At 74.3% G+C, this 21,892-nt stretch carries 17 protein-coding genes; 7 read left to right on the forward strand and 10 right to left on the reverse strand.

Translation table 11 applies throughout. The features are described 5' to 3' along the window. Position 1: 1 nt before the first annotated feature. From ACWD35_RS02800 to ACWD35_RS02815, 4 genes are all read right to left on the reverse strand, one after another. Positions 2-4,648: a hypothetical protein gene (locus tag ACWD35_RS02800; RefSeq protein WP_451349345.1), complete on the reverse strand. Its 4,647-nt coding sequence runs from the start codon at positions 4,646-4,648 to the stop codon at positions 2-4. A gap of 38 nt (positions 4,649-4,686) precedes the next feature. Next, a complete protein-coding gene (locus tag ACWD35_RS02805; RefSeq protein WP_451349346.1) occupies positions 4,687-5,565 on the reverse strand; it encodes a hypothetical protein in 879 nt (292 codons plus the stop codon). Between the two features lie 42 nt (positions 5,566-5,607). Then, on the reverse strand, positions 5,608-7,137 hold the full coding sequence (locus ACWD35_RS02810; RefSeq protein WP_451349347.1) for a hypothetical protein: 1,530 nt from the start codon (positions 7,135-7,137) through the stop codon (positions 5,608-5,610). An 81-nt stretch (positions 7,138-7,218) separates the two neighbouring features. Beyond that, a complete protein-coding gene (locus ACWD35_RS02815) occupies positions 7,219-7,926 on the reverse strand; it encodes a GntR family transcriptional regulator (RefSeq protein WP_451349348.1) in 708 nt (235 codons plus the stop codon). Between the two features lie 158 nt (positions 7,927-8,084). Between ACWD35_RS02815 and ACWD35_RS02820 the strand changes: the two genes are divergently transcribed. From ACWD35_RS02820 to ACWD35_RS02840, 5 genes are read left to right on the forward strand one after another with little or no spacing between them, the layout of a single operon-like run. Beyond that, positions 8,085-9,404, forward strand: coding sequence for an MFS transporter (locus ACWD35_RS02820; RefSeq protein ID WP_451349349.1), 1,320 nt, complete (start codon positions 8,085-8,087; stop codon positions 9,402-9,404). Next, positions 9,401-10,222, forward strand: coding sequence for a putative hydro-lyase (locus ACWD35_RS02825; RefSeq protein ID WP_451349350.1), 822 nt, complete (start codon positions 9,401-9,403; stop codon positions 10,220-10,222). Before ACWD35_RS02820 ends, ACWD35_RS02825 begins: the two co-directional genes overlap by 4 nt. A gap of 21 nt (positions 10,223-10,243) precedes the next feature. Continuing rightward, the gene (locus ACWD35_RS02830) at positions 10,244-11,002 is read left to right on the forward strand and encodes a LamB/YcsF family protein (RefSeq protein WP_451349351.1); all 759 of its coding nucleotides are present in this window, start codon (positions 10,244-10,246) and stop codon (positions 11,000-11,002) included. Continuing rightward, positions 10,999-11,616: a 5-oxoprolinase subunit B family protein gene (locus ACWD35_RS02835; protein ID WP_451349352.1), complete on the forward strand. Its 618-nt coding sequence runs from the start codon at positions 10,999-11,001 to the stop codon at positions 11,614-11,616. The genes ACWD35_RS02830 and ACWD35_RS02835 overlap by 4 nt, the downstream gene beginning before the upstream one ends. 22 nt (positions 11,617-11,638) lie before the next feature. Next, complete coding sequence (locus ACWD35_RS02840) at positions 11,639-12,508, forward strand: 5-oxoprolinase subunit C family protein (RefSeq protein WP_451349353.1); 870 nt, start codon at positions 11,639-11,641, stop codon at positions 12,506-12,508. 16 nt (positions 12,509-12,524) lie between these two features. Here ACWD35_RS02840 and ACWD35_RS02845 read toward each other — a convergent pair whose 3' ends face one another. The 5 genes from ACWD35_RS02845 to ACWD35_RS02865 all read right to left on the reverse strand — a co-directional run bounded on the left by ACWD35_RS02845 (position 12,525) and on the right by ACWD35_RS02865 (position 18,085). Beyond that, on the reverse strand, positions 12,525-13,370 hold the full coding sequence (locus ACWD35_RS02845) for an SGNH/GDSL hydrolase family protein (RefSeq protein WP_451349354.1): 846 nt from the start codon (positions 13,368-13,370) through the stop codon (positions 12,525-12,527). Beyond that, positions 13,367-14,602 (reverse strand): glycosyltransferase, encoded by a 1,236-nt coding sequence (locus tag ACWD35_RS02850; RefSeq protein ID WP_451349355.1) that lies wholly within the window; start codon positions 14,600-14,602, stop codon positions 13,367-13,369. Before ACWD35_RS02850 ends, ACWD35_RS02845 begins: the two co-directional genes overlap by 4 nt. Further along, positions 14,599-15,729 carry a glycosyltransferase family 4 protein gene (locus ACWD35_RS02855; RefSeq protein WP_451349356.1) on the reverse strand — a complete coding sequence of 377 codons (1,131 nt, stop codon included), beginning with the start codon at positions 15,727-15,729 and terminating at the stop codon, positions 14,599-14,601. Before ACWD35_RS02855 ends, ACWD35_RS02850 begins: the two co-directional genes overlap by 4 nt. Before the next feature lie 233 nt (positions 15,730-15,962). Further along, positions 15,963-17,381: a HEAT repeat domain-containing protein gene (locus ACWD35_RS02860; RefSeq protein WP_451349357.1), complete on the reverse strand. Its 1,419-nt coding sequence runs from the start codon at positions 17,379-17,381 to the stop codon at positions 15,963-15,965. Positions 17,382-17,692: 311 nt separating this feature from the next. Continuing rightward, positions 17,693-18,085, reverse strand: coding sequence for an ankyrin repeat domain-containing protein (locus ACWD35_RS02865; RefSeq protein WP_451349358.1), 393 nt, complete (start codon positions 18,083-18,085; stop codon positions 17,693-17,695). 329 nt (positions 18,086-18,414) lie between these two features. Here ACWD35_RS02865 and ACWD35_RS02870 point away from each other — a divergent pair, with 329 nt between their 5' ends. Together ACWD35_RS02870 and ACWD35_RS02875 are read left to right on the forward strand one after the other, a co-directional pair. Then, positions 18,415-18,609, forward strand: coding sequence for a hypothetical protein (locus tag ACWD35_RS02870; protein WP_039656925.1), 195 nt, complete (start codon positions 18,415-18,417; stop codon positions 18,607-18,609). A 40-nt stretch (positions 18,610-18,649) separates the two neighbouring features. Further along, complete coding sequence (locus ACWD35_RS02875; protein ID WP_451349359.1) at positions 18,650-20,272, forward strand: hypothetical protein; 1,623 nt, start codon at positions 18,650-18,652, stop codon at positions 20,270-20,272. A gap of 68 nt (positions 20,273-20,340) precedes the next feature. Here the strand turns inward: ACWD35_RS02875 and ACWD35_RS02880 are convergent, their stop codons facing one another. Further along, on the reverse strand, positions 20,341-21,849 hold the full coding sequence (locus ACWD35_RS02880; protein WP_451349360.1) for an SCO1417 family MocR-like transcription factor: 1,509 nt from the start codon (positions 21,847-21,849) through the stop codon (positions 20,341-20,343). Positions 21,850-21,892: the final 43 nt, after the last annotated feature.

Here is a 21,892-nt window from a genome sequence, read left to right on the forward strand (position 1 = left end):
GCTATGCCGGCCGCTTGAACATCCGTGTCGCCGTGATCTCGCTGTGCACCGCTTCTCCGGCCTGGGTCTGCTGCGGCAACCCGGGCCGGAGGTGTTCCTCCACGCTGATGTACTTCAGGCCCGCCCTGAGGTCGGCGTCGTTGCGCAGCCGGATGACCAACGGGAACTCCGCGAGGGCGGTCGTGTCGAACAGGCCCGTGGTGTACAGCAGCTGCACGCCCAGCGCGTCCGACACGGCCCGCTGGAGCTCCAGCAGGTACGTCGCGTTGGCGCGGCCGATCGGGTTGTCCAGGAACAGCGTGCCCGCGTGCCGGTGCTTGTCCCGCCCCCGGTCGTTCGACCGGAGCGCGGCCATCGTGCAGTACAGCGCGATGGCGGCGGTGAGCAGCTGACCGCCCGAGAACACGTCGCCCATCTGCCCGACCGGCACGCGCTCGGCGCGCAGTACGGCGTCGGGCTTGAGGATCTCGACGGCCACGCCCTTCGGCTGGAGCGCGGCGGCGACTCCGCGCAGCAGCAGGGACATGCCGTCGCGGCGCAGGTCGGAGTTCTTCTTCACGGCCGCGCGCGTGGCGTCGTCGATGACCTCGCCGAGCCGTTCGGTGAGCGTGGCCTGGTCGGGCTCCTCGAAGCGGATGCGCAGGAACTCCTGTCCGGACCACTCGCCGAGCCCCTCGGGCAGGCGGGAGAGCCGCTGGGCGGACCTGAGCGTGGCCAGCGCCGACTCCACGAGGCCGCGCAGCCGGTCCACGATCGAGTCCCGGTTGCGCTCCAGCTGCGCCAGTTCGTCGGTCAGAACGCGCAGCCGGGGTGCGAAGGCGTCCGCCCACCGCTGGGCGTGCTCGGGCAGGGCGGAGGCGGGCAGCTCGCGGATCTGCTGCCGGGCGGGGGTGCGGACCTGCTCGTAACGCGTGGAATTGGCGTGCCGGACGAGGATGTCGCTCGCCTCGCGCACGGCCGACTCGGCGGCGGACAGGTCGGCGGCGCAGCCGCGCAGCGAGCGGCGGGCCTCGGCGGCGGAGTGCCGGGCCTCCTCCAGGCTGCCGGGGTACGGCTCCGGTTCCTCCTGCTGCTCCTCGGGGCTGTGCTCGCGCAGCAAGTCCCGGAGCATCGCGGCGATCTCGTCGAAGCCGCCGGCCGCGTCCTCGGCGGCCCGGTGGGCTTCCAGCAGCTCGGCGTGCGCCTCGCGAGCCTCCGCCAGCGCCTCGGCGCGGGCGGCGAGTTCGGCGGTGGCGGTGCGCAGCAGGGCCTGGGCGTGCTCGGCGTCGCGCGGGACGAGTTCCTCGGACAGCTCGGTGTGCGCCTCGCCGTCCTCGGGGGCGTGCCGCTCGGCCTCGCCGCGCAGCCGGCCGAGCTGCTCGCTCGCGGTCGACATGCGGGTCTCCAGGAGCTGCACCAGCTCCTCCGCACGCGCGGCGGCGGCCTGCCGGGAGGGGCCGTCGGAGCCGTCGGGCGACTGCAGCAGCTGCTCGGCGCGGGTGCGGACCTTGTTGCTGAGCCGGTTCAGTTCGGCGTGGGCCGCGCTCTCGTCGCTCTCCGCGCGGGCCTGCTCGGCGCGCAGGTCGGCGCCGACGCCGACCTTCTCGTACACCTGGGAGGCGGCCCGGTAGGCCTCGCGGAGGGCGGGCAGGGGCGCCTTCGGGGCGTCGGTTCCACCGTCCGGTACGTCGTCGGGGGCGCCGGCGATCTCGGAGCGCTCGGCGCGCAGCGCACGCGTGGTGCGGCGGGCGTCGTCGGCGGCGCGCTGGGCGGCGCGGCGGTCCTCGTCGGCGGCGCGGGCGCGCTCCAGGCAGGCCTGGGCGCGGGCCTCGGACTCGGCGGCCTCGTCGGCGAGTTCGCGCAGGCGGACCTGCCAGCCGGCGCGCTCGCGCAGCCGGTAGGCGAGTCCGGCGAGGGCGTCGGCGGCGCGGCGGGCCTTCTGCGCGGCCTCCTGCCGCTCGTCGCGGACCTGCGCGGCCTCGGCGGCGCTCTCGTCGGCCTCCGCGCGGGCGGTGCGGGTCTCGGCGAGTTCGGCCTCGGCCTCCTCGGCGAACGCGCGCGCCTCCTGGGCGACCTGGGCGAGTTCGGTGAGCCGTCCGGCCGGGCAGCTGGTGCGCCAGGAGGCGAGCCGAGCGGCCAGTTCGCGGTCCTTGCCGAGCCGGGCGGCCAGGGCGCGGATCTCCTCGTCGCGCTCGCCGGCCCGCGCGCGCAGTGCCTGCCGCTCCTCGTCGGCGGCGTGCTCGTCGTGCATGGCCGGGTTCGGCGGGACGAGGAAGACGTCGCCGGTGCCGGCGTCGTCCGCGGGGGTCGGGGCGAGCAGGGCAGCGGCCGTGCCGACGGCGACGGCCGAGCGCGGCAGCAGGGCTGCTTCGGCGAGCGCCTCGCGGGCGCGGGCGTGCGTGGCCGGGTCGGTGATGATCACGCCGTCGACCAGTTCGGGGCGGGCGCCGAGCACGCGCGCGTGGTCGGCGGGGTCGACGGCCTGGGCGAGGTAGCGCCAGCCGGGCAGCGCGGGGATGCCGTGCTCGCCGAGGTACTCGACGGTGGCCAGCACGTCCGGGCCGGGCGGCAGCAGTCCGCCGTCGCCGAGGGCGCCGAGGATACGGGCGTCGTCGGCGGCGGCCGTGCGCAGCTCGAACAGGTGGCGTTCGGCGGTGGACACGGCGCTGTCGAGGAGTTCGCGCAACTCGTCCGCGAAGCCGTCGAGCTGTTCGGCGGTGAGCGGGCCCTCGCCGACGGGACGGGGGCTGGCGTCGGGGTCGTGGATGCCGTCGGCTGCTTCCGTCCTCGGTGCGGGCACGCCCGCGCGTGCCGGTGCGGTCGCGTCCGGCAGGCTGAGCAGTTCGGCGAGCCGTTCCTCGGCCGCCAGCGTCTCGGCGAGCCGGCGCTCGGCCTCGTACGACCGCTCCGCGGCGGTCGCCGCGTCGGCCGCGCGGGCCGCGGTCAGTTCCGCGCGGGACTCGGCGGAGGCTGCCTCGCGCGCGTGCTCGGTGGCCTTGCGGGCGGCCTCACGGGCGGTGTCCCAGGCGGCCACGGCGGTCTTCTCGGCGTCGCTGGCGGCGAGCGCGGCACGGGCCGGGTCGGCGTCCGGGGAGCTGTCGTCGAGCCAGCCCGCGCGGACGGCCTCGGCGGTCTCCTGCTCGACCTCGGCCAGGCGCTGGCGCAGGTGCCCGGCCTCGCTGCGGGCGCGCTGCGCCTCGGTGGCGGCGGACGTGTTGTCGCGGTAGGCGGCGTCGCTGACCTCCTGGAGGGCGGCGGAACGCTCCTCCTCCTCGTTGGCGAGGCTCTCGGCGCTTCCAGCCGCCGCGTGCAGGGCCCGTACGAGGTCCACGGCGGCCTTGGCGCGTGCGGCGAGCGCGGGGGCCGCGTCCCGCTCGGCCTCCTGGATGGCGGCGGACACGCGCGCGACCCGGTCGGCGGCGGCACGGTGGCGCAGCACGGCCTCGGCGGCCTGCCACGCGGAGTGCAGCGTGCGGGCGTCGGCCAGCTCACGCTTCTGCGCGGCGGCGGACTTCTCGGCGGCGGCGAGCGCCAGGGAGGCGTGCCGGTAGGCGAGTTCGGCGGCGATCAGAGCGCTGCGCTCGCGGGCGCCCTCGGAGTGCGTGACGGCGTAGGCGGCGGCCGTGACCCGCTGGGCGAGGTCGGCGGCCCGCACCCGCTCCTGCACGGCCCGCGCGGACAGCCGCCGGGCCAGCGTCCGGGTACGACGCTCGGCCCCGGCGTGGATGTCACGCGCGCGTGAACGCGCCTCGGCCGCCTCCACGATCCGCCCGAGCAGGTCCACGGAACCGGCGGTGAAGTCCCGCTCGGCGATCAGCTCGGCGCGCCGGCCCAGCTTGTTGCCGAAGCCGCCGACCAGGTCGGCGAGGCCGTCGGTGTCACGGGTGTCGGTGACCGCGCGCAGCAGCAGGTCGGTGAAGTCGGAGTCCTTCTTGACCGCGAAGAGACCGGCCGCCTCGCCCTCGTCGGCGTTCATCTCCCGCTGGTAGCGGAAGAGTTCGGGGTCGAGGCCGAGGTCGCCGAGGTGTTCGGTCCAGCGTTCGTGGATCTCCTCCCAGTGCACCTCCAGGTGCGGGTAGGCCTTGCCCGCCTCGGTGAGGGCGTCCCGGAAGCCCTTCATGGTGCGGCGGCGGCCCTGGGCGCCGGAGGAGCCCTCCACGGGCGGCCGTACGGCGGTGGACTCGGCAACGGGCAGGTTGTCCAGGCTGAGGCCCGGCCCGGGCCGGAAGGAGTACCAGGCCTCGGCGAACTTGCGCGGGTCGTTGGACACCTGGCGTCCGCGCCACTCGCTGACCTTGCCGACGACCACGCACTCGCCGGTCTGCACGTGCTGCCACTCCAGCGCCACGTGTCCGCAGTCGTCGGCGAGCAGGAACTTGCGCAGCACACCGGAGCTGGCGCCGCCGAGGGTGTTGCGGTGGCCCGGCAGCATCACCGAGAAGATCAGCTTGAGCAGCACGGACTTGCCGCCGCCGTTCTCCAGGAACAGCACGCCCGCGGGCGCGGGCCGGCGCGGCGGGCCGGCCGGCTCCTCCTCGAAGAACTCCGCCTGCATGGGCGCCGGGTCGGGCACGGGCGCGCCCACGCCCCGCAGGTCAAGCACGGTGTCGGCGTAGCGTGCACCGGCGGGCCCGATGGAGTAGAGGCGGACCCGGGACAGCTCGTACATGGCGGACTCTCGTCAGTCTTCTGGCAGATCAGGGAAGTTCAGGAGTGGAAGGGCAGCCCGGCGTCGGCGACCAGGTCCAGGTCGTCGAGGTCCTCGGCGGGCAGCAGGCTGGCGGTGCCGTCGGTGACCGGGACGACGCCCAGCTCCAGCAGCTCGGCCATGGCGGCGCTGCCGGCCATGTCGCGGACCTGGAGCTGGTAGCGGGCCGTGGTGCGGAAGGTGCCGCCGTTCTCGTCACCGGTGCGCTGCAGGAAGCCCGAGTCGGTGAGGAAGGCCGCGGCCTTGGCCACGATGCCCGTGGTGGAGGCGGCCGGCCGGCGCGCGTCCTTGGTGGCGCCGGTCGCGCTGCGTCTGGCCCAGATCCGCCAGGCGGCCTCCAGGCCGGGCGCGTCGGTGGCCGGGTCGGTGTTCTCGCCCTGTTCCTCGGCGCGCTCCTCCAGGCGGCGGCAGGCCTGCCGGACGAAGGCGTCGACGCCGTTGACGGTGACCCGGCCGATGTAGGAGTCGTCGGACAGGTCCTCGGGGCGCGGGAACGCCAGCGCGGCGGCGGCGAGATGGGCGAGGCCGTGCAGGAAGCGGTCGCCCGAGTCGGCAGCGGTGCGGCGCGCGTAGTCGCCCATGCGGACGGCGAACACCGAGTCCTCGGCGGCCGTCACGGCCATCCCCGCGCGCGGGGACACCTCCAGCACGACGAGTCCCAGGCCGGCGGCGACGGCGTCCGCGAGGCGCGCGAAGGCCGGGTCCTCGCGGTAGCGGCGCAGCAGCTCCGTGTACTCCTGGTCGCGGGCGGGCTGCAGCTTGGGCTGGAGCCCGAAGGCGACGAGCCGCGCCGCGTCGGCGGCGTCGGCTGGGGTGACGGCGGCGGACGCCGACGGGGCCGGGGTCTCCGTGTCACTCCACTCGACGTGCTCAGTCACGGCTCGGGCTCCTTGTCACGCTGGTTTCTCGCTGGTCTTCACTCATGCTGCTTCCGTCCGGTCCGCGGCCATGCCCGCCGCGTCCAGCAGGGCGGTTCCCACGATCAGGTCGGCCCCGCCGAACTCGGGATCGTCCAGCTCGGTGCCGTCGTCCACGGCGAACAGCAGCTTCTCCTCGCCCTGCCGGTAGGCGGTGCCGACCGCGGGGCTGGCCGCGTGGACCGCCAACAGGGCGACCAGGTAGGCCAGATCGGGGTCGCCCGTGCGCCGGGCCTCCGCGAGCAGTCCGGACAGTCTGCGCGGCGCGTCCGCGGGCAGCTCGAGCAACTCCATGGCGGCGGCCAGCTGTTCGTCGCTGAACCGGCTGTCGTCGGGCGTGGCGATCAGGTCGGGCTCGGGCATCTCCGCGCCCAGGTGCTCACGCTCGACGGGCGGCGTCAGCAGTATGTCGACCAGGTCACCGACGCGTACGGACACGGGGGTGCGCAGTCCGGTGCCGTGGGCGAAGAAGGCGTCCGTGACCCGGATCGCCTGCTCCCGGGGCAGCGGCAGCAGCGGTGCGAGCAGGTGGCCGTACAGGTCCGTCCCGGAGGTCGCCGCCGGTGCGGCGAAGGCCTGCCGGTCCTGTTCGGCGCGGAAGAGGGGACCGGCCTCCAGCAGGCGCGACTGGAGCTGGGTGTGCCGCCGGATGCAGTCCTTGACGATGTCGACGAGTTCGGCGGCCCGGCGCTTGTGCTCGGGTTCCTCGGTCTCGTCGCGGGCCTTGCGGATGTTGGTGAGGATCGCGTTCTCGTGGCGGTAGCGGTCGGCCACGTGGTCGAGGGCCTCGGCGATCATGTCCGGTACGGCGCCCAGCCAGTCGACCGCGCGGACGTTGCGCCGGGTGGCCTCCAGGGCGCGGCGCAGGGTCTCCGAATACTGCACGGTGCGGTAGCGGGCCTGCTCGGCGGCGAGCTGGGCGTCGGCGAGCCGGCCGCGGCTGATCAGCACCTCCAGCTTGACCTCGGCGGCGATCTGGGCGCTGGTGACATCGGTGTCCAGGGCGCCGACGAGGACGTTGACCGCTTCGTCCGTCGTGCGGAGGTAGACCGTGCCGCCGGGGCCGGGGACCTCCTCGATCAGCTTGAAGTCGTAGTCACGGCGGACGTAGCTGCCGTCCGGCGCGAAGGTGCCGTACACCGCGCGGAAGCCGCGGTCCACACTGCCGACGTTGATCAGGTTCTCCAGGACCCAGCGGGCCACGCGCTCGTGCTCCTCCGCGGGCCGCTGCGGGGCCTGTGCGCAGATGCGCGGGGCGAGCCGGGCCACGATCTGCTCGTGGTCGGCGCCCGTGTCGAAGTCCATGTTCAGGGTGACGAGGTCGATGGCGGCGAGGGCCACCTCGGCCATTCCGTACACCGAGTACTCGCCGGCCAGGTTGGCCTTGCGCGCGTCGAGGTCGTGCAGCGGCGCGGTGCAGGCGAGCGCGCGCAGCCGCCGCGCCAGTCCCTCGTCGGCGGCCGGCCCCGGCGCGGGGCGCGGCCCCGCGCTGAGCTGGGGCGGAACACGGTCCGTCGATGCAGGCGAAGTCACGGTGCACAGACTAGGTCCTCGGTCTGACAACGACCCAAACGGTCGCAGAAGCGACGCCGGTCACAGCGGCACCACACGGGGTCAGAGGCCGCCCTGGACGTCCTCGCCGACCCGCCGCCGGTACGCCTCGACGATCCGCTCCAGGGAGTCCACCAGGTACCGCTCCAGCAGCCCCTCCGCCCCCGACCGGTCCCCGTCCCGAAGGGCCTGCAGGATGTCGCGGTTGCGGGCGAGGTAGGGCTCGTGCAGGCGGTGCGGATCGTCGACGACGTGGAAGGCGAGGCGCAACTCGGCGAAGACGCTGCGCATCAGCTCGTCGGTGCGTTCGCTGCCGGCGAGGGCGACCAGTTCCCGGTGGAAGTGGATGTTGGCCGTCCCCATCGCTTTCCAGTCATTCTCCTCAACGGCCCGCAGCCCCTCGGTGACGGCCTCGGCGAGCCTGTCCAGCGCGTACGGCGGCTCCCCCAGGCCGCGCACGACGGCGCACTCCACGAGGGTCCGGGTGCGGTAGATGTCCTCGACGTCCTCCACGGTCAGGACGCGGACGAAGACGCCGCGGTTGAGTTCGTGGACGAGCAGGCGCTCGTGCGTGAGCAGTCGGAACGCCTCGCGCAGGGTGTTGCGGGAGACCCCGAGGGCGCCGCCGATGGCGTCCTCCGACAGTCGCGTGCCCGGTGGGAAATAGCCGTCGGCGATCCGGCTTCTGAGGATGTCGGAGACCCGTTCGGCGGTGCTGGTGCGCCCCAGGAGCGCGCGGTCGTCGGCCAGTCCCGTCAGCTGCTCTGCCATGCCCGGAATTCAATCGCAGACACAGGGACGAAACAACGCGCGTATTGAAGGATCGTTGAACGATCCTCTACGGTGCTCCGCAACGACTCTCCGCACGACACGGCTTCCGCACGGCACGGCTCTTCCCAGCACCCTCCGTCCCTTTCTGCGAGGTGCCCATGAGCACAACCCCTCCACCGCGGACCCTGACCCCTGACGCCCTCCCCGGCGAGGGCGAACGCGCCGCCCCTGACGGCGCGTTCGGCTGGCTGCACGCCCTCGGTCCGCACGGCCGTCGCGCGTTCGCCGGGGCTTTCGGCGGATATGCCCTGGATTCCTACGACTACTTCACGCTGCCGCTGAGCATGGTGGCGCTCGCGGCGTACTTCGGCCTGGACAGCGGCCAGACCGGCCTGTTCACGACCGTCACCCTGGTGGTCTCCGCGATCGGCGGCGCCGCGGCGGGTGTGGTCGCGGACCGGGTGGGCCGGGTCCGGGCACTGATGATCACGGTGACCGCCTACGCCGTCTTCACCGTGGCCTGCGGCTTCGCGCCCACCTACGAGACCCTGCTGGTCTTCCGCGCCCTTCAGGGCCTCGGTTTCGGCGGCGAGTGGGCGGTCGGCGCGATCCTGGTCGCCGAGTATGCGAGCGCGCGCCACCGGGGCCGTACCCTCGGCGCGATCCAGAGTTCCTGGGCGGTCGGCTGGGCGCTGGCGGCGGTCGTCTACACGCTGGTCTTCTCGTTCGTGGGCGAGGACTGGGCCTGGCGCGTGATGTTCTGGACCGGCGCCCTGCCCGCGCTGCTCGTGGTGTGGCTGCGCCGCCGGGTGCACGACGCGCCCGAGGCCGTCGCGGCCCGCGAACAGAGCCCGCGGCGCGGCTCGTTCACGGCGATCTTCCGGCCGGGCTCCGGCGACGACCCGGGCCTGCTGCGTACGACGCTCTGCGCGGTGCTGCTGTCCACGGGCGTGCAGGGCGGCTACTACACGCTGGCGACCTGGGTGCCGACGTACCTGAAGACCGAGCGCGGCCTGTCGGTCGTCGGCACCGGCGGGTATCTCACATTCCTGATCTCCGGCGCCTTCCTCGGCTATCTGACCGGCGGACACCTCACCGACCGGCTCGGCCGGCGCCGCAACATCTGGCTGTTCGCGCTACTGTCGGCGCTCTGCGTCCTGGCGTACGCGCACATCCCGCACGGCGCGAACACCGTGCTGCTGGTGCTGGGCTTCCCGCTCGGCTTCTGCATGTCGGCGATCTTCAGCGGCTTCGGCGCGTACCTCAGCGAGCTGTACCCGACGGCGGTGCGCGGCACCGGCCAGGGCTTCACGTACAACGCGGGCCGCGCGGTGGGCGCGGTCTTCCCCACCCTGGTGGGCTTCATGGCCGACAGCTGGGGTCTGGGCGGCGCGCTCGTCTTCGGGGCGGTCGGCTACGGCCTCGCGGCGCTGGCGCTGCTCGGGCTGCCGGAGACGCGTGGGAAGGAGCTGGCATGAGCCGCACGGAGGACCGTCCCCTGACCGTCGTCGACGAGCATGCGCGCGCGTGGAGCCCGAAAGCCGCGCGGGAGCGCTTCCGGGAGGGCCTCGCGGGCCCGACGGCGGGTGTCGCGGCGGGACATACGCAGACCAATCTCATCTCGGTGCCGGCCGACTGGGCATACGACATGCTGCTGTTCTGCCAGCGCAACCCGAAGCCCTGTCCCGTGCTCGACGTCACGGCCGCCGGCTCCTGGAGCACCGTCCTCGCCGAGGGCGCGGACCTGCGCACCGACCTGCCTCGCTACCGGGTGTGGGAGCACGGCGAGTTGGTAGACGAGCCCACGGACGTGCGGGGGTACTGGCGGGACGACCTGGTGTCGTTCCTGCTCGGGTGCAGCTTCACCTTCGAGTGGGCGCTGGCCGGGGCGGGCGTGCCGATCCGGCATGTGGAGCAGGGCCGCAACGTGCCCATGTACACGACCAGCCGCCAGTGCCGTCCGGCGGGACGGCTGCACGGCCCCTTGGTGGTGTCCATGCGCCCGGTGCCGCCCCAGCACCTGTCCGCCGCGATCCGGGAGAGCAGCCTGCTGCCGGCGGTGCACGGCAGCCCCGTGCACTGCGGCGACCCGGCGGGGCTGGGCATCGGTGACCTCGCCCGCCCCGACTTCGGCGACCCGGTGGACGCCGAGCCGGACGACATCCCGGTGTTCTGGGCCTGCGGGGTGACCCCGCAGGCGGCGGTGATGGCCTCCCGGCCGCCGTTCGCCCTCACCCACGCACCGGGCCAGATGTTCCTGACCGACGCCCGCGACGAGCAGTACCGCGTGGCCTGAACCGGAAACACGAGGGAATCCATGACCCCGATCGATCTGAACGCCGACCTCGGCGAGGGCTTCGGCCGCTGGCGGCTCACCGACGACGAGCAGCTGCTGTCCGTCGTCACCAGCGCGAATGTGGCCTGCGGTTTCCACGCCGGGGACGCGGCCACCATGCGCCGGGTGTGCGAGCTGGCCGCCGCGCGCGGGGTGACGATCGGCGCGCAGGTCTCCTACCGGGACCTGGCGGGGTTCGGGCGGCGCGCGATGGACGTGCCGCCCGCCGAACTGGCGGCCGAGGTGGCCTATCAGATCGGCGCCCTGGAGGTCTTCGCGCGGGCCGCGGGTGCGCGCGTGGGGTACGTCAAGCCGCACGGCGCGCTCTACAACCGGGTTGTGCACGACGAGGAGCAGGCCGCCGCGGTCGTGGACGGTGTGCTCCTGGCGGACGCCTCGCTGCCGGTCCTGGGGCTGCCCGGGTCGCGGCTGCTGGAGCTGGCCGCGAAGGCGGGCCTGCCGGCCGTCCCGGAGGCGTTCGCGGACCGCGCGTACACCGACGAGGGCACCCTGGTGCCGCGCGGCCGGGAGGGCGCCGTGGTGACCGACCCGGACGCGGTCGTGGAGCGCTCGGTCCGTCTCGCGCGCTCCGGCGAGGTGACCGCGCGCTCCGGCGCGCGCGTCCGGGTGCGCGCCCGCTCGCTGTGCCTGCACGGCGACACGCCCGGCGCGGTGGAACTGGCCCGCCGGGTGCGCGAGCGGCTGGCGGCGGCCGGCGTGACGGTGGAGGCGTTCGCGTGAGGGCGCTGCCCGTCGGCGAGGACGCGCTGCTCCTGGAGGCCGCGTCCGGCGAGGAGGCGCGCGCCCTGCACGCGGAGTTGCTGCGGCGCCGCGCGGAGGGCACGCTGACCGTCCGCGAGATCGTCCCGGCCGCCCGTACCGTCCTGCTCGACGGCCTGGACGACCCGGTCCGTTGGGCAACCGAACTGACCTCCTTCGAAGTGCCGCCCATTCCGGCACGCGCGCGTGAGCTGGTCGAGCTGCCCGTGCGCTACGACGGCCCCGACCTCGCGGAGGTCGCCGCGCACTGGGGGGTGCCCGAGCACGAGGTGGCCCGCATCCACGCGGGCACCGATTTCACGGTGGCCTTCTGCGGGTTCGCGCCCGGCTTCGGCTACCTCACCGGGCTCCCCGCCGGCTACGACGTGCCGCGCCGGGCCACCCCGCGCACGGCCGTCCCCGCCGGTGCCGTGGCGCTGGCCGGCCCGTACACGGGCGTGTACCCGCGCTCGTCACCGGGCGGCTGGCAGCTGATCGGTACGACGGACACCGTGCTGTGGGACCACGCGCGCGTACCGGCCGCGCTGCTCTCGCCGGGCACGCGCGTACGCTTCGTCCCCGTGGAGGGCTCATGACCGCCGTACCGGTGGAGGCGTCATGACCGACCGTGCGCTCGTCGTCGTGCGGTCCGGGGCCCTGACCACCGTGCAGGACCGCGGGCGGCCCGGGTACGCGCACCTGGGCGTGCCCCGCTCGGGCGTGCTCGACCCACCCGCGGCAGCGCTCGTCAACCGGCTCGTCGGCAATCCGCCCGACGCGGCCGTCCTGGAGACCACGCTGAACGGCTGTGCGGTGCGCTCCCGGTCCGCGCTGACGGTGGCGGTCGGCGGCGCGCCCTGCCCGGTCACGGTGGGCGGACGCCCGGCGGCCTGGGGCGCCCCGGTCGTCGTCCCCGCCGGTGAACTGCTGGAGGTGGGCGCCGCCGTGGCCGGTGTGCGCAGCTATGTGGCCGTCACGGGCGGCGTCGCCGTGGAGCCGGTGCTCGGCAGCCGCGCCACGGATCTGCTGTCCGGGCTCGGCCCGGCGCCGCTCACGGAGGGCACGGTGCTGCCGCTCGGCGCCCCGGCGGGCCCTCCCGCGCGCGTGGACGTCGCCCCGCAGCCGTGCCCGCCGGCCGAACTCGTGCTCCGGGTGACGCCGGGCCCGCGCGACGACTGGTTCACGGCGCGGGCGGTGCGCGATCTCACCACACGCGCGTACCGGGTGTCGTCGGCGAGCAACCGCATCGGCCTGCGCACCGAGGGACCCGCCCTGGCGCGAGCCCGGCCCGGTGAGCTGCCGAGCGAGGGGATGGTGCGCGGGGCGGTCCAGGTCCCTCCGGACGGCCGCCCGGTGGTCTTCCTGGCCGACCATCCGACCACCGGGGGCTACCCAGTGATCGCGGTGGTCCGCGCCGCCGACCTCCCCGCCGCGGCTCAGGCGGTCCCGGGCACCCCGGTGCGGTTCGTGGCCGTACGCCGCCGCTGATCCGCCCGGCCCGGCCTCAGGCGCCCTCCGGCCGTTCCGCCGTCGCGAGAGCGGCCAGTGCCGCGGACACCGCGGCTGCGGTGCCCAGGTCGAGGCGGGTACTCGTGCCCCGGGCCCGATGCCGCAGCTCGTCGGCGGCCAGGCGCAGCAGTTGCGGCAGCAGGTCGGTGCAGCGCCGGGCCACCCAGGCGGTGCCGGCGGTGGCCAGCCACCACAGGCTCGCCGTCCGGGTCGGTGCGGCGAACTCCGGTTCGGGCGAGGGCGGGGCCCCCGTTGCGCGGCCCGCCTCGGCGAGCAGTTCGTGGAAGCGGACGGCGAGCTGCCGGTGTCCGCGTTCGCCCGGGTGCAGCCGGTCCGCGCTCCACAGGGCCCGGTCGGTGATCCAGCAGCCCTCGGCGGCGTGCAGATGGACGGCCCCGTAGCGGTCGGACAGCGCGTGCACGACCGTGTTGACCGCGCGCTGCCGGCGGGCCAGCGGGCGGGCCAGGGAGCCCGGGAGGCCGAGCATCGCCCCGGGATCGGGCAGGCAGGCGGTGAGCAGGGTGGCGCCCCGGCCGGTGAAGGACGCGTAGACCCGGTCGAGGCGGGCGGCCACCGCGTGGATGTCGAAGGTGCGGCGCAGGGTGTCGTTGACGCCGATGACCACGGACACCAGGTCGGGGCCGAGTTCGAGACCTGCCGGAGTCTGCTTCTCCAGCACGTCCCGGGTCTGCGCCCCGCTGACCGCGAGGTTGGTGAACTCCACGTCCGCGGCGAGCGAGGGCGCGAGCAGCGCGGCCCAGCCCCGCCACGCCTCACCGGCGCGGTCGCCCACGCCCTCGGTCAGCGAGTCCCCGAGGGCGACGAAGCGGACGGGTCTCATGCCACGCCCTCCGGCACGGTGGCCACACCCTCCGGCACGGCGGGGCGGGAGGCGATCACGGCACCGGCGGGACGGGACACGGCCGCCGTGTCGGCGCGCCCTAGCACCTCCGCGTCGTGCGCCGCGAGGAACGCCTCCACGGCCGTTCCCCACCCGAAACACTCGGCACGCGCGCGTGCCGTCTCGCGCCGCTCGGACTCGCCGCGCTCCAGAAGGAGTTCGACGGCGTCCGCGAACGCCTCTCCGTTGTCCGCCGCCGTCGCACCGGCCGACCCGATCACCTCGGGCAGCGCGGACGACGCGCTCGCCACGACGGGCGTCCCGCACGCCATGGCCTCCAGGGCCGCGAGCCCGAAGGTCTCGGCGGGCCCGGGCGCCAGGCAGACGTCGGCGGACGCCTGGAGCGCGCCGAGGGCGGCGCGGTCGGCGACGTGCCCCAGGAACGTCACCGGCAGCCCGCGCTCCCGCGCGCGCTGCTCCAGCCGGGCCCGCAACGGCCCGTCACCGGCGACCACCAGCACCGCCCGGCGCCCGCGCCGCCGCAGCGCCTCCAGGGCGTCCAGGGCGGTGCCGGGCCGCTTCTCCACGGACAGCCGGGTGCAGGTCACCAGCAGCGCCTCGTCCGCGCGCGCGTGGAGCGCGCGCAGCCCGGGGTCGCGCAGCGCGGGGTGGCGCTCCATCAGGTCGACGCCCAGGGGGGCGCGTACGACGTTGCGCGCGCCGATCCGTACGAACTCGCGCTCGGCGAACTCCGTGGTGCACACGATGCGCGAGTAGACGTACGCGGTGCGGGTGTTGAGGGCGTCGGCGGCCCGCCGGGACATGTTCTCGGAGAGCCCCCAGGTGCGCAGCACGCCGTCGGCGGTTTCGTGGGAGACCATCACGGCGGGCACGCGTGCCCGCCGGGCCCAGCGGCCGGTCCAGCGCAGGGTCGTCCGGTCGGAGACCTCCAGGCGGTCCGGGGCCAGCTCCTCCAGGAGCGTGGTCACGCGCCGCTTGTCGGTCAGCACGCGGTAGCCGCCGGTTCCCGGCAGCACCGGGCCGGGCAGGGTGATGACCCGGCCCTGCTCGGTGTCGTGGTCGGTGTACCGCTCGCCCGGCACGATCAGCACCGGGTCGTGGCCCGCCGCGCGGAAGCCCTTGCCGAGTTCACGCAGGGCGGTGCGCAGGCCGCCGGAGGCGGGGGCGACGAAGTTGGCGAGCCGGACGATGCGCAGGGACTCGCCGGTCATGCCGCCACCGCCGTCTTCCGTACCGCGAGCACGTCCTCGTAGTGCGCGATCAGTTGGTCGCCGATGGCGGCCCAGGTGCGGCCCTCGACCGTCGCACGCGCGGCGGCGCCGTACTCGGCCCGCAGCTGCGGATCACCGGCCAGGGCGGCGACGGCCTCCTGTACGGCACGGGCGTCGCGCGGTGGGACGAGCAGTCCGGTGCGGCCGTGGTCGACGAGGTCGAGCGGGCCGCCGGCCGCGGGCGCGACCACGGGGAGACCGCTGGCCATGGCCTCCTGGACGGTCTGGCAGAAGGTCTCGAAGGGCCCGGTGTGCACGAACAGGTCCAGCGAGGCGAAGATCCGGGCGAGGTCGCCGCCGGTGCGGCGGCCCAGGAAGACGGCGCCGGGCAGGGCCTCGGTGAGGTGCGCCTGGCTGGGACCGTCGCCGACCACCACGACCTTCACGCCGTCCAGGCCGCAGACGCCGGCGAGCAGTTCGACGTGCTTCTCAGGGGCGAGCCGGCCGACGTAGCCGACGATCAGCTCGCCGTTCGGGGCGAGTTCGCGGCGCAGCGCCTCGTCGCGATGTTCTGGCCGAAAACGAACGGTGTCCACGCCGCGCGGCCACAGCCGTACCCGGGGTACGCCGTGTTCCTCCAGGTCGTGCTGGGCGGCGCTGGACGGGGCCAGGGTGCGGTCGGCGGCGGAGTGCACGGAGCGGATCCGCCGCCAGGCAGCCGCCTCGCCCGCGCCCATGTAGGTGCGGGCGTAGCCGGCCAGGTCGGTCTGGTAGACGGCGACGGCGGGGATGCCGAGCCGGGCCGCGGCGGCCATGCCGCGGACGCCGAGGACGAAGGGACTGGCCAGGTGAACCATGTCGGCGCGGTGCTCGGTGAGCGCCGCGGCGAGGCGCCGGCTGGGGAGGGCGACGCGGACCTGGGGGTAGCCGGGGAGGGGGAGGGAGGGGACACGGACGACGGGGCACGGCGCCTCCAGGGCGTCGGCCTTGGTGCCGGGCGCGGTGGCCGGCGCGACGACGAGCGGGTGGTGGCCGCGATCCACGAGGTGCCGGGCGGTCTGGAGCGCGCAGTGGGCCACGCCGTTCACATCGGGGGGAAAGGATTCGGTCACTATGACGACACGCATACGGGTGTTGTCGCCGCGCTGGACGTGGCCGCGTCAACGTGGATCTTTCCGGCCGAGGAACGTCCCGTGAGCGTTGATGTGCACACCCATGCAGGTCAGACGGTGTCCATGCCCACCTGACCTGCGGGTCACCACGCGTTCACACAGCGGGCGGAAGTCCGCCCGGGTACGTATCCGTACATCGTGTCAACCGGTCTGTCAGCCGCTGTCTCAGCCGGTGTGTCAACCGGCTCTCAGCCCGTGGGGGCGTCCGGTCCGAAGCGGCTGCGCACCGCGGTCTGTACCTCGTCCTCCTCCGCCGGGTCGGCGGCGAGGCGGCGGAGTCGTTCGACGACCCGGGTGTCACCGGTCTCGGCGTGCCGGGCGGCGAGTTCGCGGGTGGTCTCCTCGCAGTCCCACAGGCATTCGACGGCGAAGCCGGCGGCGAAGGAGGGATCGGTGGCGGCCAGGGCGCGGGCGGCACGGCCGCGGAGGTGGGAGGAGGCCGTCTCGCGGTAGATGTGGCGCAGGACGGGGGCGGCGCAGGCGATGCCGAGGCGTCCGGTGCCGTCGACGAGGGTCCACAGCGTCGGGGCGTCGGGGCCCTCACCGCGCACCGCCTCGCGCAGGGCGCCGAGGACGAGGTCCTTGTCCTGGGCTCCGCCGCGGCAGGCGAGCATGCGTCCGGCGGCGGCGCCGAGGGCGTCGGGGCGCTGGGCCCAGCCGCGCGCGCGGTCGACGGCGGCGAAGCTGCGCATCCGTTCGAAGGCGTCGACGGCGGCCTCCACCACGACGGTCGTGCCGTCGGTCACGGCGGCCTCGATCAGGCCGAGGGCGTCCGGATCGTTGCTGTCGGCGAGGTAGCGCAGCGCGGTGCAGCGGGCCCCGTCCGTGCCGCTCCTGGCGGCCTGCAGGATCTCTGGCCGGTCGTCCGGACCGGCCACGGCGGTCAGACAGCGGGCGGCGGGCACATGGAGGGCGGCGCCGCGCTCCATGCCCTGCTGGGCCCACTCGAAGACGGCGCGCACGCTCCAGCCGGGGCGGGGTCCGGTGGGCCGCATCTGGCGCTGCCAGCGGTCGAAACAGCCGGTTTCGTGGGCGGCACGCACGCGCGTGGCGATCCATTCGCGGGGATCCTCGGCCCACAGCCGCCAGGGCCGGGGCTCGAAGGCGTCGCGGACGGCGGCGGCCAGCTCGGCCTCGCCCTCTGGGTCGGCGGAGAAGCGGGCGAGGACGGGCGCGGCGAGGGCGCGCAGGCCGGCGTCGTCGTCCCTGAGGGCCAGCTCGTCCAGGGCCCACGCCCAGTTGGAGCCGTGAGCGGCGTACCGGCGCAGCAGCTCCAGCGCGTCCCGCCTGCCGTAGGAGGCGAGGTGGCCGAGGACGGCCAGCGCGAGGCCGGTGCGGGACTCGCAGGTGTCGAGGACGTCCTCGGGGTCGAAGAGGTGCGCCTCGATGGCGTCCAGCTCGCCGTTCAGGTCGAGGTAGAGGCGGGCGTAGTAGAGGGAGCGGTTCTCCACCTGCCAGTCGTGGCGGGGGTCGCGCAGCACACAGTGGTTCAGGGCCGCGAGCGCTTCCGCGCGCGGGGCGGTGAGCGCGTGCAGCGTGCCGTCGCCGCGGCCCCGCTGGAGCAGGCCGAGCAGCGTACCGCTGGGCGCTATGACCGGATCGAACATGGGAAACAGCCTCACATCAAGCGTCGACGCAACCGGGGAACACGCACTACCTGGCCGCGTGACACAACGTCGGAGCGCCCGCCGTCTCTTGCTTGCTGTAGACCATTTCTCTCTGCCTCTCGTCGGTGGCCCATGCGGACCGCATCACGGTCCGCGCGGTGCGGCAACACCTGCCCAGCCATCGCGTCCGTGAATCACGTCGTCATGATGACCCGCGGTCTGTGCTGCCGCGACCGTATTTCCGGCGGCCTACTACCGCCTCCCCCGATTTGTGTGTCGTGCCTGGTCAGTACCTGATCAGGACGTTCGGCTCAGTGTGCGCCGAACAGTTCCAGCAATTCCGTCTTGCCGAACATGCGCGCCGTGTCGACGGCCGAGGGGGTACCCGCGGCCGGGTCGGCGCCGCCCTCCAGGAGGGCCTTGATCACTTCCGTCTCACCCTTGAAGACGGCCCCCGCGAGCGGGGTCTGGCCCCGGTCGTTGATCCGGTCCACGTCCGCGCCGCGGTCGAGCAGCGCGCGCACCGCGTCGGCATGTCCGTGGTAGGCAGCGAGCATCACCAGGGAGTCGCCGCGGTCGTTGGTGAGGTTGGCCGGAACACCCGCGTCGACGTACGCCACGAGCGCCTCGGTCTGCCCCTGCCGGGCCAGATCGAAGATCTTGGTCGCCAGCTCCACGACCTCGGGGTCGGGGGCTTCACTCATGACCGGACCGCCTCTCCTTGCTCACTTCAAGAACTCCGGGGACTGAGGGAGCGTACGGCAGCGAGCGGAACACAGCCGTACGAGTGAATCGTCAGCGTACTGGCTCGCAGGGCACATGACCCGATCTGCCCGAGGTAAAGATCAGCAACACACCCGACCGAAGGCGACAGACCTGCTCAACCGGGCCAGGACCGCTCGCCGGAATCGCTCAGCCGAACGAGGGAAATCCGCCCAATTTCACCCAGTTGCACCTTTTATCGTATAGATACATCCTGTGATCCTGGAAGTACTCATGGTGACTGTCCCCTCTCGACACCAGGAGGCCTCAAATGATCCTCTCCATGTCCGGCGTCGTCCTGCTCGGCATCATCGTCTTCCTCTTCTTCCGGAAGGACGGGCTGAAGGGCTCACACGCCGCGGTCTCGGCCCTGTTCGGCTTCTACCTCGCGAGCACGGCCATCGCCCCGAGCATCAAGGCCGGCGGCGAGAGCCTGGCGAGCCTCCTGGGCGGCATCAAGTTCTGATCCGCTCCGTCCCGCCCGTACGCACCACCAGGAGACAGCAGTGGCCCGGCGCCCTCTCCCCCGCATTCTGAGCAATGGCAGCGCGGAGTACGCCCGCTCGCAGATCGCCCGGAGCCGGGAGCTGGCCCGGACGGCGGCCGACAGCGCAACCGACGTCCTCCACCCGCTGATCACCGTCTCGCGCGGGCTGCGCCGGCTGGCCGCGGCCGGGCTGCGCAAGTGGGCGGACACGCCCAAGGACAAGCGGGGGCCGCTGCTGTTCCTCACGGCCTCCGTGATCCTGGTCGTGGCACTGATGCCCTACGGCCCCCTGCTCGCCGCCATCACCCTGATGGCGGCGGCGGCCTGGCAGGGCCGTGACCGCACCCCGCCGGAACCCGAAGGGCCCGACGAGTCGCAGATCGAGCGGCTCCAGTCCCTGTACGAGGCCCTGATGCCGCACTTCTCCGCCCCGGAGGACCCGGCACCGCTGTACGGGCACGGCGGGGAGTGGGAAAAGGCCTTCGCCACGCACGAGTTCGACGGCGCGGGCCGCATCGCCCACCTCGTGATCCGCTACCCCGCGTACTTCCCGGACGGCGAGCCCGAGGCCCGCGCGCGGATCGAGCATCTGCTCACCGCGAAGGCCGGGCGGGGCCGCGAGTACCACTTCGCCTGGGACGAGGAGGGCAACCGGCTCGACGTCACCGTCCTCGCGCCGCTGCCCACCGACACCGCCGCCCAGCGCTTCGTCACCGCGCCCGGCGAGACGGTCCTGGGCCTCACCGATCCCACCGAGGTCCAGCGCACCCTCCCCCTCTCCTACGGAGAGGAACAGCGCGATGTGCCGCCGGTCGTCTGGCGCACCGGCGTCCGCTCCACCGAGCCGCACCTGCTGGCCATGGGCCACCCCGGCAGCGGCACCTCGACGCTGCTGCGCTCGATCGCCCTCCAGGCGCTCCAGTACGGCGACGTCCTGATCGTCGACGGCGGCGGCACCGGCGAGTACGCGTGCCTGACCGGCCGGGACGGCGTCCTGGCCGTGGAGTGCGCCCTCGCGGGGGCGCTGGCGAGTCTGGAGTGGGCCGCGAACGAGACCGAGCGCCGGCTCATCGCGATCAACCGGGCCCGGCAGGCGGGCGACCCACCGCCCGAGGACTGCAGGCGGCCGTTGTGGATCCTCCTGGACCGCCCGACCGTCTTCGCCCACCTCTCCGAGGCCGAAGCCCGCAAGGACCCCCAGACGCTGCTCCAGGTGCCATTGCGGCACGGCCGGGCGGCGAACGTGACCGTCGTGGTGGCCGAACAGTTCGACAGCGCCGAGCTGCTCAGCGAGGCGGTACGGCAGCACACGCGCGCGCGGGTCGTCCTCGGAGCCGCCGCACCGCAGCTGGTCGAGGCGGTGCTGGGGGCGCCACCGCACAGCACGCCACCGGCTCAAGTGCCGCCGGGCCGCGGGTACGCCCGGCTGGGGGCCGGTCCGGTGCACCGCCTTCAGGTCCCGTCCACGCCCGACCCGTACGACGACGCCACGAGCGCAGCGGACCGTCAGGCGGTGCTGGCGCTGCTGCCGGCGCGGACCACTCCCATGGAGGCGGCCGTGGAGGTGGCCGAGCCGTTGGAAACGGTCGAGAAGGCACCGTTCTACGGTGCGATCGCGACCGACGGGGCTGCAGCTTCCTAGGAGCGCGGGAACTGCGCGACCAGCCCCCACGCTCCCGCGGACGACGACGTTCCTCAGGACCCGTCGGCTCATGCCACGAACGTGCGGGGCGCCTCCGTTCCGGCCGTCGCGCCCGCCTCCACCAGCTTCGCCGCCGCCGCCAGGCGCACCGCCGCCTCCTCCGCCACCGCTCCCCCGACGGTGAACGGGAGGCGTACGTAGCCCTCGAAGGCGCCGTCGACGCCGAACCGGGGTCCGGAAGGGACGCGGACGCCCACGCGTTCGCCCGCCTCCGCGAGGCGGGAGCCGGACAGGCCGCCCGCGCGGACCCACAGGGTCAGACCGCCGTTGGGGACCTCGAACTCCCAGGTGGGCAGCTCCCGGCGGATCGCGGCCACCAGGGCATCCCGGTTCTCGCGGGCCTGGGCGCGGCGCAGCTCCACCGCCTCCTCCCAGCCCCCGGTACTGAACAGCCAGTTCACGGCGAGTTGTTCGAGGACGGGCGTGCCCAGGTCGGCGTACGCGCGGGCGGCGACCAGGCTGCGGATCACGTCCGGGGCCGCGCGCACCCAGCCGATGCGCATGCCCGCCCAGAAGGCCTTGCTGGCCGAGCCGACGGTGATCACGGTCGAGCCGGCCGGGTCGAAGCTGCAGACCGGGCGGGGCATGGCGTCGCCGCCGAAGTCCTCGTCGAGCCACAGCTCGCTCATGGTCTCGTCCGCGACGAGGACGGTGCCGGCCGCGCGGGCCGCGTCCACCAGCCGGCGCCGCTGGTCGTCGTCGGCGAGCGCGCCGGTGGGGTTGTGGAAGTCGGCCACCACGTAGGCGATGCGCGGCGCGGCCTCGCGCAGGACCTGGCGCCAGCGGTCCAGGTCCCAGCCCCTCAGGCCCTCGGCCATGGCGACGGGGACTAGCCGGGCGCCCGCCTCGCGCATGAGCTGGAGGATGTTGGCGTAGGAGGGGGACTCCACGGCGACGCGTTCGCCGCGGCCCGCGAAGAGGTGGCAGATGGCGTCGATCGCGCCCATCGCACCGGTCGTCACCATGATCTGCTCGGGCATGGTCGAAATGCCCCGCGCGGTGTAGCGCTCGGCGATCATCGCGCGCAGCGCGGGCAGCCCGGCCGGGTAGTCGCCGTGCGTGTGGGCGTACGGCGGCAGCTCCTCCAGGGCGCCCTGCACCGCGCGGGTCAGCCACGGTTCGGGGGCCGGCAGGGCCGCGCAGCCCAGGTCGATGATCGAGCCGAGGGCCTCGGGGGGCAGCGGTTCCAGGCCGCGCGCGGGCAGCGGGTTGCCCGCCGGTACGGCGGTCCAGCTGCCGGCCCCGCGCCGGGACTCCAGGAACCCCTCGGTGCGCAGTGCCTCGTAGGCGGCGGCGACGGTGGTGCGGCTGACGGAGAGGGCGAGGGCCAGCTCGCGTTCGGCGGGCAGCCGGGCGGCCACCGGGACGCGCCCTTCGAGCACGAGCAGCCGGATGCCGTCGGCGAGGGCGCGGTAGGCGGGCGGGCGGCGTGTGCCGGGGCCAGCCGGGCGGTCCTGCTGGGAGTTGAGCAGCCGGGCGAGTTGCGCGGCACCCACGGCCGAAGTCCAGTGCGCCATGGCAATCAGTCCACCTTCCCCGAATTGGCCATGGATGGCGTTC

It is taken from the genome of Streptomyces sp. NPDC002671, from assembly GCF_053592475.1.